Annotated in this window: 10 protein-coding genes; 5 read left to right on the forward strand and 5 right to left on the reverse strand. The window is 39.2% G+C overall.

The window, feature by feature from the left end:
- Nucleotides 1-5 precede the first annotated feature (5 nt).
- The 4 genes from PQ461_RS20265 to PQ461_RS20280 all read right to left on the reverse strand — a co-directional run bounded on the left by PQ461_RS20265 (nt 6) and on the right by PQ461_RS20280 (nt 8605).
- The gene (locus tag PQ461_RS20265; RefSeq protein ID WP_274207386.1) at nt 6-3164 is read right to left on the reverse strand and encodes a SusC/RagA family TonB-linked outer membrane protein; all 3159 of its coding nucleotides are present in this window, start codon (nt 3162-3164) and stop codon (nt 6-8) included.
- 194 nt (nt 3165-3358) lie between these two features.
- Nucleotides 3359-3985 (reverse strand): hypothetical protein, encoded by a 627-nt coding sequence (locus PQ461_RS20270; RefSeq protein ID WP_274207387.1) that lies wholly within the window; start codon nt 3983-3985, stop codon nt 3359-3361.
- Between the two features lie 135 nt (nt 3986-4120).
- Entirely contained in the window at nt 4121-5539 is a 1419-nt protein-coding gene (locus PQ461_RS20275; RefSeq protein ID WP_274207388.1) for a RagB/SusD family nutrient uptake outer membrane protein, read from the reverse strand.
- Between the two features lie 18 nt (nt 5540-5557).
- A complete protein-coding gene (locus tag PQ461_RS20280; RefSeq protein ID WP_274207389.1) occupies nt 5558-8605 on the reverse strand; it encodes a SusC/RagA family TonB-linked outer membrane protein in 3048 nt (1015 codons plus the stop codon).
- A gap of 176 nt (nt 8606-8781) precedes the next feature.
- Between PQ461_RS20280 and PQ461_RS20285 the strand changes: the two genes are divergently transcribed.
- The 3 genes from PQ461_RS20285 to PQ461_RS20295 all read left to right on the forward strand — a co-directional run bounded on the left by PQ461_RS20285 (nt 8782) and on the right by PQ461_RS20295 (nt 13659).
- Nucleotides 8782-9120, forward strand: a complete 339-nt coding sequence (locus PQ461_RS20285) for a PadR family transcriptional regulator (protein WP_274207390.1) — start codon at nt 8782-8784, stop codon at nt 9118-9120.
- Nucleotides 9121-9137: 17 nt separating this feature from the next.
- A complete protein-coding gene (locus PQ461_RS20290; protein ID WP_274207391.1) occupies nt 9138-10841 on the forward strand; it encodes a PspC domain-containing protein in 1704 nt (567 codons plus the stop codon).
- Nucleotides 10842-11199: 358 nt separating this feature from the next.
- Complete coding sequence (locus PQ461_RS20295; RefSeq protein WP_274207392.1) at nt 11200-13659, forward strand: TonB-dependent receptor domain-containing protein; 2460 nt, start codon at nt 11200-11202, stop codon at nt 13657-13659.
- 360 nt (nt 13660-14019) lie between these two features.
- Here PQ461_RS20295 and PQ461_RS20300 read toward each other — a convergent pair whose 3' ends face one another.
- Nucleotides 14020-15003 (reverse strand): pyruvate dehydrogenase complex E1 component subunit beta, encoded by a 984-nt coding sequence (locus PQ461_RS20300; protein WP_274207393.1) that lies wholly within the window; start codon nt 15001-15003, stop codon nt 14020-14022.
- 178 nt (nt 15004-15181) lie between these two features.
- Here PQ461_RS20300 and PQ461_RS20305 point away from each other — a divergent pair, with 178 nt between their 5' ends.
- On the forward strand, nt 15182-15982 hold the full coding sequence (locus PQ461_RS20305) for an SDR family NAD(P)-dependent oxidoreductase (protein WP_274207394.1): 801 nt from the start codon (nt 15182-15184) through the stop codon (nt 15980-15982).
- Between the two features lie 20 nt (nt 15983-16002).
- A complete protein-coding gene (locus PQ461_RS20310; RefSeq protein WP_274207395.1) occupies nt 16003-16461 on the forward strand; it encodes a VOC family protein in 459 nt (152 codons plus the stop codon).
- The last annotated feature ends 23 nt before the right edge of the window (nt 16462-16484 follow it).

Raw genomic sequence — 16484 nt, forward strand, 5'->3', positions numbered from 1 at the left:
CATTATTAAAATGTTGCTCTTAGGTTAAGACCAAAGTACCTTGTTGATGGTACGCTTGTAAGCTCACGTCCTTGTGAGTTACTTGTACCAAAACCGCTAACTTCTGGGTCAACTACATTGTTAGATTTTGGTGTCCATAACAGAATGTTTGAACCGGTTAACGCTACAGTAACACGGCCAATCGGGGTGCTGTCTAACCATTTTTTAGGAAGCTGGTAAGCAAGCTCAATCGTTCTTAATTTTAAGAAGGCGGCATCAACGATGTTATTTGCAGCACGTTGGTTGTAAACGCTATACCAGAAATCAAATCCACCGTCTGATGTTTTTAATGCAGTATTTGGCGTATATGATCCGTCTGCGTTTCTGATTACAGAATTTGGATATACAAATGGTTCGCGGTTATACTGCGTGGTAACCGGGCTTGAACCTGTAAATATTAAACCACTTAAAGTGTTTGAATAAATTACGTTTCCTGTACGGTAATCTAAAACAGTGGTTAAAGAAAGGCCCTTGTAAGAAATGGTATTAGTAAAGCCTAAAATATGCTTAGGATTTACCTGTCCTAATATTTGGTTGTTTGGATCAGCAATTGGATTACCATTAGCACCTACTACCACACGGCCCTGAGGGTCCTTTAAGAAACCTGTACCATATAAAACAGGAAATTGTTGACCAACATAAGCTACCGGAACAGGGTCGCCTGTGCCCAAAGGTAATATTTGAAGATCTCTATAAATAGAATTTACTTTACTATTATTATGTGTATAACTGAAAGTAAAATTCCAGCTTACACCATTTCTGTTACTGAATGGATTGGCACGTAAAGCAACCTCAACGCCTTTATTTATAAGTTCACCAGCATTTATAGTTGCACTGGTATAACCGGTTGAAGAAGCTGTTGACACGTTAACAATTTGATTAGTACTATTTGTTTTGTACCATGTAAAGTCTAATCCTAACTTATCGCGGAAGAAAGATAATTCAGTACCCACTTCAAATGAAGATGTAAATTCAGGTTTCAAACCAGGATTAGGGAACCGATTTGATAAACTGAAAGAGGCTGCAGAGCCATATGGATAACCACTACCTGGGCTGAATGTTGGTAATAAATTATATGGATCGGCATTTCTTCCTACACGCGCAAATGAACCTCTTAGTTTACCATAAGAAAATACATCGCTATTTTTTAGAGAAGGAATTGATTGCGTAAATATGTAGCTTAAGCTGGCAGATGGGTACCAATATGAACTATTCACTTTTGGCAAAGTAGATGCATTGTCGTTACGTAAAGTAGCATTTAAAAACAGATACTTTCTAAAATCTAACGTCAAATCTCCTGCAAAAGAATATGTTCTCCTAACAGTAGTACTTTCAGAACCTGCTAACTGACCAACAGCGTTGGAAAGATTAAAGAACCCAGGTATAGCTATCGCATTAGCCTGAGTTGACATATCACGAGTATTTCTTTGGTAAATATTGTTTAACAAAATGAAAGTCGTGGAAAAATCCTTGTTCAGGTCTTTTTTAAACGTAATTAATAAATCCGAGTTGATAATTCTATCATATGCATTACCTTCAATAACACTACCGTTAGTATTTGCCGGGCGGGCTGATGGGGAAATTGAAGTTAAGCCATAAGTGGTACGTTCAAATGTTTGCTTACGGTTGTCGGTAGTAATATCAGTACCTAAACGGTAAGTAATATTTAACCATTTGAAAGGATCAAAACCAATTTGCATGTTACCTAACACGTGGTCCAGCTTACTGTTAAACCTGTTATTTTCTAATGCATAATAAGGGTTTGGATAGTATGCATCAAAGAAACCATCAGGAGTTGCAAATGGATTGTTTCTCCAGTCTTTGAGTTGAGATAGATCAATTTGTCTGCTTACGTTTAAGATAGAATTATAAACACCTGTTGCACCGGTAGTACCCTGAAATGAGGTATTTGTAATGTTACGGTTGTATTGTAAACTTCCTGAAATGTTAAACTTATTGTTTAACTGTGATGAACCAGAAAGTTTAACAGTATTACGACGAAATTTATCCATCGGAATTACACCGCTTACTTCAACATCTGAAAAAGAAGTATAAAAGCTTGACTTGTCATTACCGCCACTAAAAGCAACAGTATTATTCCAAGTTTTACCTGTATTGAAAAAGTCCTTAGCGTTATTAGGTACAGCGCTGTAAGGAATCATTCTTTTTAACTCACCAGGAGTTCCTGGATTAATCGTTGGTCCAGATTGAACCATATGGCCATCTAATCTTGGCCCCCAGTTGGTATTTTCAATCGGGTCATACTCACCGTCGTAACCAGAACCATACTCGTTTTGCAGTGTAGGTAACTTTTGCACCTTATCAATACCAAAAGAAGAACTAATTGTTACTTCATTCTTTTTGCTATGATTTTTTCCTGATTTAGTGGTGATAATAATCGCACCATTCACACCATATTGCCCATATAAAGCCGCGGCGTTAGGGCCATTAAGTACAGTAACTGCTTCAATATCTTCCGGGTTGATATCACCTATACGGTTACCAACATCAACAAGGTTACCGCTTGTACCTGATGGTTGATTACTGGCATTACTTACAGGAATACCATCAACAACGAACAATGGCTGGTTCTCACCAGAGAATGAACGCTGACCACGAAGCGTTACACGCACCGCAGTGTTTACACCACCAGATGAACGGCCAATTTGTAAACCAGGCGCTTTAGCTGTTAAGCCATTAAGTAAGTTAGTTGGATTAGCCTCGTTTAATTGAGACGATTTAATGGTATTAGCAGCAACACCTAATGATGCTTGCGAACGGGTAATACCGGCTGCAGTTACCACAACCTCATCAAGCTGTTTCTGGCTTGATGCTAATTCAATTGATTGTCCTGCTTTAATACCAGAAGCGGTTCTTTCGATAGTTCCATAGCCGATAGAACTAAATGTGATCACCGCATTTGCAGGTACGTTGCTAAGTGTAAAGTTACCATTAGCATTTGTTTGTGTACCGATGGCGGTACCTTTGACTACTACGGTTACGCCGGGGATTGGCAAACCGTCTTCTTTAGCAATTACTGTCCCGGTAATTGTTCGGTTTTGTGCATAGGCATAAGACCCCCACAATCCCAAAACCCATAAAAGGCTTAGTAAAATTTTCTTCATGCGTTCAGTTAATTAATTTAAATGGCTCTAAAATACCATCAATTAAATTAACAGACAAATAATTATGAAGAAATCATGAATTATTATTCAATAACTGTAACAAATCGGTTACAAAAATGTTAAATGCTAATTTTTAAATAAAAAAGGGGAATATTAATTCCCCTTCAAAAATAAAGGCATTTAACAGCTCTAAATTATAAAGAATTGTAATAAGAGACAACTTTTATTAAATCACTGTCTTTTTTAAAATCAATATTATTGTCTTTTACATACTTTCCTAACTCAGCTGTTTTATTACTTAGCGCACTAAGAAAAGCTTTTTTGTTAGGTTTAACAGTGATCATTTTACCATCTTTAAAAATGTAATAATCTGTAGTTTGCGTGATGTTTTGAGTTTCTGTTGCCGTTGCATACGTAGTGGACTCTTTCCATAATGATTTTGCCTCCCTTTTCAAAAGCTTGGTACCACCATCATATAAAACCTCGTAAAAGCTCGATGCAGAAGTTTTAACATTTGTTGACGGAAAACCATTTCTAAACAACTTTGATTGTGAATCATCATTATCTGCACTTTTAATCTTAAACTCTTTAACCGGCTGCACAAAATTTAAAGAATCACCATTCTTGTTTTTGAATAGCAAATTATCAGCAATCATGTCATACTTTATGTCAAGATTAAATGTTTGACCATTAGCCAATAAAACAGTTCCCTTTTGCCAGCTGTCTGATAAATAAGGTGAACCATTTATATTAGTATACTTTGTAACTTTTATAGGGCTACCATTTACATCTGCCGCAAACATGGTTTGTGCTTTTGCCACAGAAAAAGCCATCAGCAGTATAAATACAGTTGTAGCTGAAATACAAATTTTCTTTATCATAATTTCAGGTTTAAGATTTGCCTCTAAATAAGAAAACCCTTTTTCAAGGGTTTTCTTATAAATTATTGAAAATAATTATAGTGGATTTTGAGTAATGTTAGGGTTAACATTTAACTCGTTTTGTGGTATTGGTAAAACACGCCTTGGATCACCATAATTGATAGTCCTTGCAGATGAAGGATATTCATTACTTCTTAATATTGGTAATTTTAAACGATTAAGGTCAAAGAACCTATCTCCTTCAAATGCCAGCTCTTTGCGACGCTCAGTAACTATATCAGAGATCAGCTGAGTACCAGTAGAAGCATAAACAGTTCCCGAATCACGTTGAGACATTAAGGTATTTAATAATGTCAAAGCATCTCCTTTTCCGGTTCTTGCACCTGCTTCAGCTGCGATAAGGTAAACTTCAGCTAAACGAATTACCTTTTTAGAGGTGTATGCACCAGCCGTAGTTGCCAGAATTTTGTTTACGATGTATGCAGGATTCTCGCCACCGGTTCTTGCCCTTGCACCTTTGATAATTAAACCTTTTCTTACATCTGTATTTGAATATAAGTTATAAAGGTTTACAGAAGCCAGGATATCACCGTATGAAGTACCGCCTGTTGGGCTGGTTTGCATATACATATTGTAAAGCTCGTCAGTACTGTTATTGTTTGTTTTATCAGCACCTACCTCAAACAATGTTTCTGTTTGCGAACCTGCTCCTTGAGGATCAGGCACGCCAAAATAATTGATCAGGTTAGCTTGTGATACTAATGAAAATCCGCTGTTTGAGATTACATCTTTAGCGTAAGTGTAAGCATTTTCATAATCACCCATGTTTAATGCAACTTTAGCAGCTAAAGCACGTGCAGCATATTTTGAAAAATATGCAGAACCTCTGTAGGTTGACATTAGTTTATATGCCTGATCAAGATCAGACATAATTTGTGTATAAACTTCGCTTACTTTGGCCCTTGCAGGTAAAGCAGTTTTATCATACTTAGTAACTAAAGGCACACCCGGTGAGCTTGGATCATCACTGTAAGGTTTTGCAAATGCACGTACAAGATTAAAATAATCAAGAGCACGAATAGCATAAGCTTCTCCACGCATTTGATCAGAGTTTGCAACAGTTGCATTTATAATGTTATTAGCATATAAAATATCTGTATAAGTTGATGACCATAAACCTAAAACGTTGGCATCAGATACCGTTACAGAATAACTGTTGTATGAAGTATAACGGCCAGCGTTAGCAACAGATACAAAAGTATTATCTCCCAGCAAGTCTCCTATTAACGGCAAAGTACGGCCATAAACATCAACCGCATTTAAGCTGGAGTATGCGCCATTTAGTGCAGCCGCCATCCCGCTTGCCGTTGTGATTGCCTCATCAGTAGGAACAGATGTATATGGTTTCTGGTCTAAAAAGTCCTTTTTACATGAGCCTAATGTAGCTGCTGCAACCAGACCAGTTATTAAAGTAAATTTATTTATCGTTTTCATTTTGAAATCTCCTATTTATTAAAACCCTACGTTTACACCCAGCGTATATGTTTTTGGATTATATACGTCAAAGTTAGTAGTACTGTTAACGTAAGTTTCCGGATCATAAGGAAGGTTTTTATCCCTTACCCAAGTAGCAAGGTTGGTACCTCTTAAATAAACGCGCAGGCTTGAAATTCCAAGCTTTTGTACAGCTTGTGCAGGCACATTGTAAGCAAGGGTTAATTCTCTCAAACGGATGTAATCACCTTTATATAAGAAACGGGTAGATGAAGCACTTGAGTTATTAGAGTTATTGAACACATATTTAGGCACATTAGTAATGTCGCCTGGTTTTTGCCATCTGTCTAACTGAGCAGCTACGTGGTTATCAAGCGGGTCATAACCGTCGCCTTGAGTATAGCGAGCCCAAGAATCGCGGATGTAGTTACCAAAGTTATAGTATAATAAACCACTCAGACTAAATCCTTTGTAAGTGAAATCAGATGTAAAGCTACCGAAGTACTTAGGAGATGCTGAATATTTTGGATTAGCAACCAATTGTGCCTGGCTATAAACCGAAGTAGTTTTAGTCATACTGGCATCTGTATACCACAATGGGTTACCATTTGCGGGGTCAACACCAGCCCATTGGCGCAGATAGTAAGTTTGAATATCTAAACCTTCTTTTCTAACAAATGCACCACTAACCTGTTGCTGGTGGTTGATAAGAGAAAGTACTGTGTTTTTATTATGTGAAAGCGAGAAGCTTGCATTCCATCTGAAATCACCAAGAATTAAAGGTGTACCAGATAATGAAATTTCATAACCTCTGTTTCTCATCGAGCCAACATTGTTAATAAAGCTTGACTTACCTGAAGTCAATGATATTGGCTGGTTTAACAATAAGTTATCAGACTGCCTGTTGTACCAGTCGAAAGTTAAAGAAAGTCGGTCTTTGAAAATCGACAAATCAAAACCAAGGTCAACGGTTTTATTGGTTTCCCAGGTTAAGTTTTCGTTTCCTAATGAGGTAAAACCACTACCAATGTTACCTAAGTAATTATAGTTATAAGCGTTACCTTGTGGATCAGTACCTTGTCCATAGCTATAAAGTGGGCGCCATGCATAGTTTCCTACGTTAGCATTACCTAATGAACCGTATGAACCTCTGATTTTTAATAAAGTGATCCAGTCAAGTTTTTTGATAAACTCTTCTTCGTGCATATTCCATGCAGCACCTACTGAACCGAAGTTACCGTAAGCATTGTTGATACCAAATCTTGATGAACCATCACGACGGAAACTACCTGTTAAAGCATATTTACCTTTGAAAGTAATATCTGCCATAGAAAGTATAGAGGCAAATGTATAATCTGAATTATCGCCACTTGCAGTCAGAGGAGTAGCGCCAGCAGATGGAACATTAATGCTGTAGTTATTAGGCAAGCCTGTCGTAGTTACGAACTCATAATAGTATTGAGACTTTTGCGCTTCGTAACCAGCTTTAATGTTAGCAACCCAGGTATTATCATGATTTACATCTAAGTGATAATCTAATAAGTTGGTTGCAACCCAGTTAAAATAACGGCTGTAGTTACGTGTTGATAAACCACCATAACTTGCACCGTCACCGAAATTAGGATTCCAGTAAGTGTTTTCTTCTAATGCGTTTAAGTCAACACCTACTCTTGAAGTAAATTTAAAATTTGGTAAAATTTTATACTCACCCGATAATGATCCGATACCTTTTACCTGATGCAGTGTTGATTTATCAGTTGCAGCAATAGCTAATGGATTATAGTTTGATGCAAATTGGTTAGGGTCAAGATTAAAGCTTCCATCTGCATTATAAGGGCTGATGTAAGGCACAAGGAAATAAGCAGATCCTACCGGGTTTGAAAATGCACCACCATTGCTTGGAGTGTTTTGACCGTTTTCACCAATAGTAAATGAGGTTGCAAATGATAGCCTGTCATTCACTTTATGCTTAATGTTGAAGTTGGTAGAGTATCTGTCAAAACTTGAAGCTATTACAGCACCCTGTTGGTTAAAGTAACCAGCACCAATGTGAAACTGGGTCTTAGCGTCACCGCCTTCAAGCGATAAGTTATATTGTTGCTGATGCCCTGTTCGGGTAACTTCATCTATCCAGTTAGTATTTACACCACTACCCGATCCGAAAGTATCATCCAGGTCTTTTAATGCAGTGGCTAAATCCGGTTCGTCACCTGAATTAACAAGACCTTCAGCAGTTAAATTACGCCATTGATCTGTAGTTAAAGGACGTCCGGCCTTTGGTAAGGTACTTGGTTTTACATAACCATATTCAGCATCTAAACGTACTTTTGTTTTACCTGCACGTCCGCTTTTGGTTGTAATTACAATAACACCGTTAGCACCCCTTGAACCATAAATAGCAGCCTGAGACGCATCTTTTAATACCTGGATGCTCTCAATGTCATTTGGGTTAATTGCAGCAATAGCGCTTGAAGAAGTAGTGTTCGATGATAAGTCGCCTGAATTAACCGGCACACCATCTACTACGTACAAAGGATCTGAACCAGCAGTAATTGAACCAATACCACGGATACGGATTTGTTGCAGAGCACCCGGCTGACCAGAACCGCCTACTGATTGTAAACCGGCTACGCGGCCTTGTAAAGCCTGATCCATAGAAGAATAAGGTTTATCTTCCAGGTCTTTTGAGCCTACGCTTGCAACCGGGCCAGTAGCAGCTGCCTTGGTTTGTGTCCCGTAGCCCGTTACAACAACTTCAGTTAATTCGCGTGAGCTTGGCGCCATAATCACGTCAACTGTTTTACCTACAGCAGGCACTTCGCTTGAGGCATATCCCAGGAAAGTAACTACTAAAGTATTTGAGCCAGCCGGCACGTTGATAGAATAACGGCCGTTAACATCTGTAACAGTTCCAACCTGAGTGCCTTTCACCCTTACACTTGCCCCGGGGATGGGCTGCTTGTCGTCACGTCCTGTAACCGTACCAGTTACCGTACGGGACTGTGCATACACCTGCGTTACAGAAAACATCAGGAAGCACAAAAAGTAAAGTAAAAGTTTTTTCATTTCGTTAATAAAAATTATCAATAAATAGTTAATGAGTTAAAATTAGTGTAGAAAGTTAAATTATTAGTAATGTTTAATTAACAATCTTTAAAATATTACCGCTAAGTAGGTGAATGAGTGAAACAATATGGTACTATGTATTGCATAATACATTCTAAAACATATATCTTTGCAATATGATAATTGAAAACACTCAAACCCAAATGCGGAAAGGAATACTGGAGTATTGTATTCTTTGCATTATAGCGCGGGGGGAAACATATGCCTCAGACATTATAGCTGAATTGCGTAAGGCACAGCTGCTTGTAGTTGAAGGAACCCTTTACCCGCTGCTTACCCGTTTAAAAAATAACGGATTATTAAACTATAGTTGGGTCGAATCCACCTCGGGTCCGCCACGTAAATACTATATGCTTTCTGAAGAAGGAAAACATGTTTTGAAACAGCTCGATAAAACCTGGCAGGAACTTTCTTTTGCCGTGCAAACATCTATAGAAGGAAAATCTAAAAACTGATCTCACAATACAAAGTCATGAATAAAACAATCATCATCAACATAAATGGAACTGTATTTCATATTGAAGAAAGCGCATATGAAATACTAAAACAATACATGACCGCAGTAAAGCGTCATTTCTTTGACTCGGCTGATAGCCTTGAGATTACTACCGATATTGAAAACCGTGTAGCCGAGTTATTTTCTGAAATACTTGCCCGCGAAAACCGCCAGGCAATTATAGACCAGGATGTAAATTATGTAATTGGCCAAATGGGAGCTGTTGAAGATTTCGACATGGCAGCCGAAGATGCAGGCGCTGTTAATTACACTTATACCCGTACAGAACATCGCAGGCTATTCCGAGATGCGGACGATCATCTTATTGGTGGTGTATGTGCAGGTATAGCCAATTACTTTGATATCCAGTCTGTTTGGATTCGCCTGGCGTTTGCACTAAGCACATTGTTTGCCGGCACAGGCCTTATCGTATACATCATATTATGGCTGGTTATACCCAAAGCGATAACACGTGCCGACCGCATGGCCATGAAAGGTGAGAAACTAAACCTGGAAGGTTTTAAGAAAAACTTTGAAGCTGAAATGAGTAACGTTCGCGAACGTATTGCAGATGCGCATCATGAAGCCAAACCTTTCATCTACAAGTTCAGGGATTTTATAGGCGAATTCTTTTCATTCACAGGATCCACTATAGGGAAACTCGGTCAACTGCTTATTAAGCTGATCGGCCTGGCGTTTTTACTTTCCTTATTCGGTATGGCTATTAGCTTAATTGTACTGCTGATATCTGTAGTAGGTTTCGGAAATGATCTGCATCTGATGTTCCCTTTCAGTGTGATCAATTACAAATACACCAACTGGCTATACTTTTCGGCTTTTGTTACTGCAATAACTCCAATCATCGCATTAATCTTATTGCTAATGCGTGCTGTGTTTAATACTAAAAGTATCAGCCGTTCAACCGGTTCAACGCTTTTAATTATCTGGATTTGCGCGCTAAGTGTATTCGTTTACTTTACCGTTAAAGTAACAGCCAACTTCCGGTCTTCTGCAAGCATTGATCAAAATATACAGCTTAAACCTGTTGCAAACAATACTTATCATCTCAAATTAAACAACGTTAAATTTTTCACTAAAGAAGACAGCGCCCGTTTAAATATATCATCACGCTTTCATGGCCTTATTGTAATTGATAATGATGATGAAAACAACAACGAACCACGCAGCATGCATTTATATGTTGAAAAAAGCGATGTAGCGCAACCGGTACTTATTAAAAGATTTAAGGCAAAAGGGCGCGATTATGAAGAAGCATTGAATAATGCCCGTAACACCACTTATGGATTTTTACAAAAGGATTCTATACTGACTTTTGATAGCAGGCTGCACCGGTTAAATGACCAGGCCTGGCATGCAGAAGAAATTCAGTTGATACTTCGTATCCCACTTAATTATAAATTAGTGATTGATAAAGACCTGGATAATTATATGGGAAGCTATGTATCAATTTATGGTTGTGCATCTGAAAATAAAACTCAAGATAATAACTTTGCAAGGTTTGTGATGACCAATAACGGCCTTCAATGCAGCCTGGACACCCTACGCTTAAGAAGGGACAGCATTGCAGAGGCAGAAAAGTTAAAACGTGATAGCCTGGCACAAACAACGGATAGTGTGATAACCGATACGGTTAAAGTAATTAAACATGTTAAAAAATAATAGATATATAAGCCTGGTACTTGTTACCGGGCTTATTATTTTATTAACAGCAAGCTTCATATACGCTTACAATCACCTGTCGCTTAATTTTGACGGATGGCACATTTCATTAAAATCCTTTGAGTTATACCAGGATTTACTGCACAAATTTATACCTGTGATATAAATTTTAATTTTTTTCTGTAACCTTTTGCCTTTAGCGCTCATCTAACGAGCATATAACACACTGACCACCGAAACTTCATTTCCGGTTTAATCAAAACATTAATAAATACTTAAAAAAGAAGATAAAACCTTTTACAGGATAACTATTGCCCAAATTTTAATAAATCTGACTACACTACTACCATCACTTATTATGAACACTCTAAAATTTACACTATTTATATTCTTCTGCTGCTTAGGCATTTTTGCCAGGGCACAATCGCCAGGTACCGGCAAGGTGAGCGGGACACTGGTTAATGAAGCTGGCAAACCAGCCGATTATGCTACCGTAAGCTTGTTAAAAGCTAAAGATTCGGTCATCGTAAAAGGTGGTCTTACTGACGAAAAAGGCGCTTACATTTTCAGCGGCGTTAAACCCGGAACTTATATGATAAAAGCCACCATGGTTGGCTATAACAAAGGCTTAAGCGCGCCATTTAATGTTACCGAAGGTGCAACAGCTACAGTGCCTGCAATTAAATTACAAGCCGCAAGCAAAAATTTGGCAACTGTAAATGTAGTGGCTACCAAGCCATTGATTGAGCGCAAAGTAGACCGTACCGTAATGAATGTTGAAAACAGCGTACTTGCTGCGGGTAATTCTGCCATGGAAGTACTGCAACGCGCTCCGGGCGTAACTGTCGACAAGGATGATAACATCAGCCTTAAAGGCAAACAGGGTGTTACCGTAATGATCAACGATAAGCTCACTTATTTATCGGCAGAGCAATTAGCTACACTATTACGCTCAACCGATGCAAATACTATTCAGTCTGTCGAGATCATTACCAACCCATCAGCCAAGTATGATGCAGCCGGAAGCTCTGGCATCATCAACATCAAACTTAAAAAGAACCGCCAAAGCGGCACCAATGGTAACATTTCGGCCACTGCAGCACTCGGCAAACATTTTAGAGATAACAGCAGCTTATCATTAAACCATAAACAAGGCGACTTTAACTTTTTTGCAAACCTTAGCCGGGGCGACAACAAGCACGAAAACGATATATCAATATTGCGCAACGTTGAAAACAGCGGCACCAGCACCTATTTTGATCAGAAAAGCGAGATGACCAATAATTACCACTGGAATAATTACCGCGTGGGCGCCGATTGGGACATTACTAAAAAAAATACTGTTGGCGTGGTTGCCAGCGGTTATTACAATCCTGAGTTTGACAGCAACTACAACCACACTTTTGTGGGTAACCAGCCAGTTGTATTTAACATGTACCAGAATACGATTTCAGGCATTGATCAAACCTATCGAAATTTTGCCCTCAATCTTAACGACAGATTGAAGATTGATACCGCCGGTCAGGAGTTGGGCATAGATGTAGATTACTCCAAGTTCAGGAATAACTCTAATGCACAATATGACACATACTACTATAATATAGACGGCACACCGAATGCTACTCCCCTGTTTTTACGCAACCAGACACCATCTGAAATTACTATAAAAACAGCCAAAGCCGATTACTCATTACCGATCACAAAAACCGTTAAACTGGAAACCGGCTTTAAACTTAGTGACGTCAAAACAGATAATGACCTGCAGGCACAAATCAATAAAAACGATGGTGGATATGTAAATGACCCTACCCTCACCAACCACTTTATCTACGACGAGAAGATTGATGCAGGATATGTAAACCTGAGCAAATCTTTCAAAAAGACAACTATACAAGCGGGTCTACGGGCCGAGTATACCAGCTCGACCGGCGATCTGGTGACTACCAACGAAGTGGTGAACCGCCATTATCTTAACTTTTTCCCAAGCTTGTTTATTAATCATACTATTAATGATAAAAATGAGATCGGCTTCAATTTCAGTCGCCGCATAGACCGCCCAAGTTATGATAACCTTAACCCCTTTGTTTATTATCTGGACCAGTACACATACTCTCAGGGCAATCCGTTTCTTAAACCACAATACACCGCATCATACGAGTTAAACTATACTTATAACCATGCTATAAATGTGAGTTTTGGTTACAGCCGCACTACTGATGTAATTACCGAAATCTTACTTACCGATACTGTTAAGAAGGCTACCTTCCAAACCAACCTTAACCTGCGTGTGCAAAACGCTTACAATATTAACATCAATTCGCCTTATACCATTGCTAAATGGTGGACAGGTAACGTTAACCTGACTACCTTCTATCTTGGATTTAAGTCTGAAGGCGCATCAAACGGCACATTAACCAGCGGCCAGCTTAATGATGGCAAATGGGCATACCAGTTCCGTACCACTAACACATTTGCATTTGCTAAAACCTGGAAGTTTGAGTTGATGACCGATTATCAGTCGTCATTGATCTATGGCTATTTCCATATCAAACCACAATATTCAATTGATGGCGGCATCAGCAAATCATTCCTTAATAAAAAGGCGAACATTAAATTTTCTGTAAGCGACATATTCAACATGCGCAAGAACAACGTGCTAAGTGTTTCTCAGGGAAATTATATCGACATCCATCAGAAAAACGAAACCCGTGTTGGCCGCCTCACCTTTACTTATAACTTTGGTAATACCAAGATTAAAGTACGCCAGCACCAAACCGGATCAGACGAAGAACGTAACCGCGTTAAAAACGGAAACTAATACTCTATAATATTAAATATTGAAGCGCCTCATAAGGGCGCTTTTTTCATGAATAATCTAATTACACTTCTCGCATTGCCGCGACATAAGCTTATTATGGTTACCTCGGGCTTGTTGCGGCAAGCACAGGTAGTGATACAGCAGTAAAGGAACAAAGCGACAAGGCCAAATCACGAGTTCCTTTGGTTTACTTTTCTTTACGGCCAAGAAAAGTAACATTACATATAATTATCACATATAGATGCTTCGACGAGCTCAGCATGACATGGCGAATAATCAGTTTGATTAGCTAAATAAAACTCACATAAAACAAAAAGCCCCTTGCTTGCGCAAAGGGCTTCCTTATGAGTTGATCACCAATTACTTGGTTACATACATTACTTCTTTAACCGCTTTAATTACACGGTCGGCGTTTGGCAGGTACTCCTGGATAAGTGTCGGAGCGTAAGGAAGCGGAACGTCGCCACCCATGATACGCAGAATAGGTGCATCAAGGTAGTCAAACGCATCGCGTTGTACTTTAAACGCAACCTCTGTAGCAATTGAACCTAAAGGCCAGCTTTCTTCAACAATTACCAAACGGTTAGTCTTCTTCACAGAGTTAATAACAGTCGGATAGTCAATAGGGCGTACTGTACGCAGGTCGATTACTTCGGCGCTGATACCTTCTTTTTCAAGTTCGGCAGCAGCAGCGTTAACTACTTTCATAATTTTACCGAAACCTACTAAAGTAACATCAGTACCTTCTTTAGTAACCGCAGCTTTACCTAATTCAATATAGTATTCGCCGTCTGGTACCATACCTTTATCACCGTACATTAATTCCGACTCCATAAAGATTACCGGATCCGGATCAATGATTGATTGTTTTAACAAACCTTTTGCATCAGCAGGGTTTGAAGGTACAACCACTTTTAAGCCCGGGCAGTTAGCATACCAGTTCTCGAAGCACTGGCTGTGCTGCGAGCTAAGCATACCTGCATTACCGGTTGGGCCACGGAAAACAATTGGCACCGAAAACTGGCCACCGCTCATTGACATAATTTTAGCCGCACCATTGATCACCTGGTCAATAGCCACAAGCGAAAAGTTGAATGTCATGAATTCGATGATCGGGCGCAGGCCATTCATAGCCGAACCAATACCGATACCGGCAAAACCCAATTCAGAGATCGGGGTGTCTATAACGCGTTTAGCGCCAAATTCGTCAAGCATACCCTGACTAACTTTGTAAGCACCGTTATATTCGGCAACTTCCTCACCCATCAGGTATATTTTATCATCCTTGCGCATCTCTTCGTTCATTGCTTCACGAAGCGCTTCTCTGAATTGTAGTTCTCTCATTATTATTCTAAAATGAAATTAAGCGCTGCAAATATATGCAATGCTGCGGTAAAAACAATTGATCAGATTTCTGATTTCAATTTTTCGGCCTTGTCTTTAAAAATGTTACATGGTTGTGAAAAAGTGAAATAGCCGCCCGCAACAACCGATAAGGTTAATTTGATTAGATTTGGGCACCATGCAATCATTAAATTTTAACAACAAATGGGTTTTAGTTACTGGTGCTTCATCTGGCCTGGGGCAGGAAATGGCTTTGCAATTAGCGTCGCTGCACAAGGCTAACCTGATTATTACCGCCCGCCGCGAAGACCGTTTAATTCAGCTTAAAACTGAACTTGAAAAGTTTGGCGTTAAGGTTAAGGTAGTGGTTGCCGACCTTTCTGTTAATGATGACATAGACCGCCTGATGCAGGAAAGCATGAACGGGCAGCAGTTGTATGCAGCCATTTTAAATGCGGGTGTCACCTATTTTGGCCAGCATACCCAGCTATCCCAAACAGAGTTTGATAAACTTTTGCAAACCAACGTTACCGGCATAGTACGCATGGTTAACCAACTGGTTGCTTATTTTGAACAAAACGGTAATGAAGGTGCTATAATGACGGTTGCCAGCATGGCGGCCATGTTCCCGGTGCCTTACCAGGCCGTTTACTCAGGCACCAAAGGCTTTGTACTTAATTTTATGATGGCCCTGTCGCAGGAACTTACCAATAAAAATCTATCGTTAACGGTATACGTCCCTGGCGGAATAGCTACAGAAATGACTGCGGGCGAAGCTTTTAATGACCTTAAAAAATGGCTGATGCCGGTAAAGCAGGCGGCAAGCGAGGGAATATACGCACTTCAACATCGTAAAAACGTTTATATACCCGGAGCTTTAAATCGCATAGGCAGCCGCTTTTTAAAACTGCTACCCAAAAGCTTTATCCTGGCTCAAATGGGTAAAAATTATCGTAAGTCGTTGTTTAAAGATAAATAAAAATACCACCAATTAAATTGATGATGATCAAGGGGCTTTTTGAAACTCATTTGTATGTAGAAAACCTTGAAACCTCTATGCTTTTCTATAGCCAGGTATTAGGATTACAGCAATGCTATTTTGAGGCTGAAAGAAGAACAGCTTTCTACTGGATAGGCAAACCCCGACAAGCCATGTTAGGCGTTTGGGAAAAGCCTAAAGAAGAAATCCAGAAAAGGCATTTTGCTTTTGAGTGCGACACAGAGTTTATCCTTAACGATGCTATCACCTTTTTAAAATCTAACAATCTTAAGCCTTATAATTTTTTGAAGGATGGCACTGAGCGGCCAATGGTTTTTGCCTGGATGCCTGCTATCGCTATTTACTTTAATGACCCGGATGGCCACTACCTTGAATTTATCTCCATTTTAGAAGGAGAAGCCAGGCCCGAATTGGGGGTTATATCTTACAATGAATGGTTAGATGCTAACGCCAATTAAAAGCTGAATAAATTACGTCAACC

The sequence above is a fragment of the Mucilaginibacter sp. KACC 22063 genome (genome assembly GCF_028736115.1).
GTDB lineage: Bacteria > Bacteroidota > Bacteroidia > Sphingobacteriales > Sphingobacteriaceae > Mucilaginibacter.

What these genes read in the sequence shown, in the direction of transcription:
- PQ461_RS20265 (WP_274207386.1), bottom strand. Translation starts at nt 3,164, where the DNA reads ATGAAGAAAATTTTACTAAGCCTTTTATGGGTTTTGGGATTGTGGGGG.
- PQ461_RS20285 (WP_274207390.1), top strand. Translation starts at nt 8,782, where the DNA reads ATGATAATTGAAAACACTCAAACCCAAATGCGGAAAGGAATACTGGAG.
- PQ461_RS20275 (WP_274207388.1), bottom strand. Translation starts at nt 5,539, where the DNA reads ATGAAAACGATAAATAAATTTACTTTAATAACTGGTCTGGTTGCAGCA.
- PQ461_RS20305 (WP_274207394.1), top strand. Translation starts at nt 15,182, where the DNA reads ATGCAATCATTAAATTTTAACAACAAATGGGTTTTAGTTACTGGTGCT.
- PQ461_RS20280 (WP_274207389.1), bottom strand. Translation starts at nt 8,605, where the DNA reads ATGAAAAAACTTTTACTTTACTTTTTGTGCTTCCTGATGTTTTCTGTA.
- PQ461_RS20310 (WP_274207395.1), top strand. Translation starts at nt 16,003, where the DNA reads ATGATGATCAAGGGGCTTTTTGAAACTCATTTGTATGTAGAAAACCTT.
- PQ461_RS20300 (WP_274207393.1), bottom strand. Translation starts at nt 15,003, where the DNA reads ATGAGAGAACTACAATTCAGAGAAGCGCTTCGTGAAGCAATGAACGAA.
- PQ461_RS20290 (WP_274207391.1), top strand. Translation starts at nt 9,138, where the DNA reads ATGAATAAAACAATCATCATCAACATAAATGGAACTGTATTTCATATT.
- PQ461_RS20295 (WP_274207392.1), top strand. Translation starts at nt 11,200, where the DNA reads ATGAACACTCTAAAATTTACACTATTTATATTCTTCTGCTGCTTAGGC.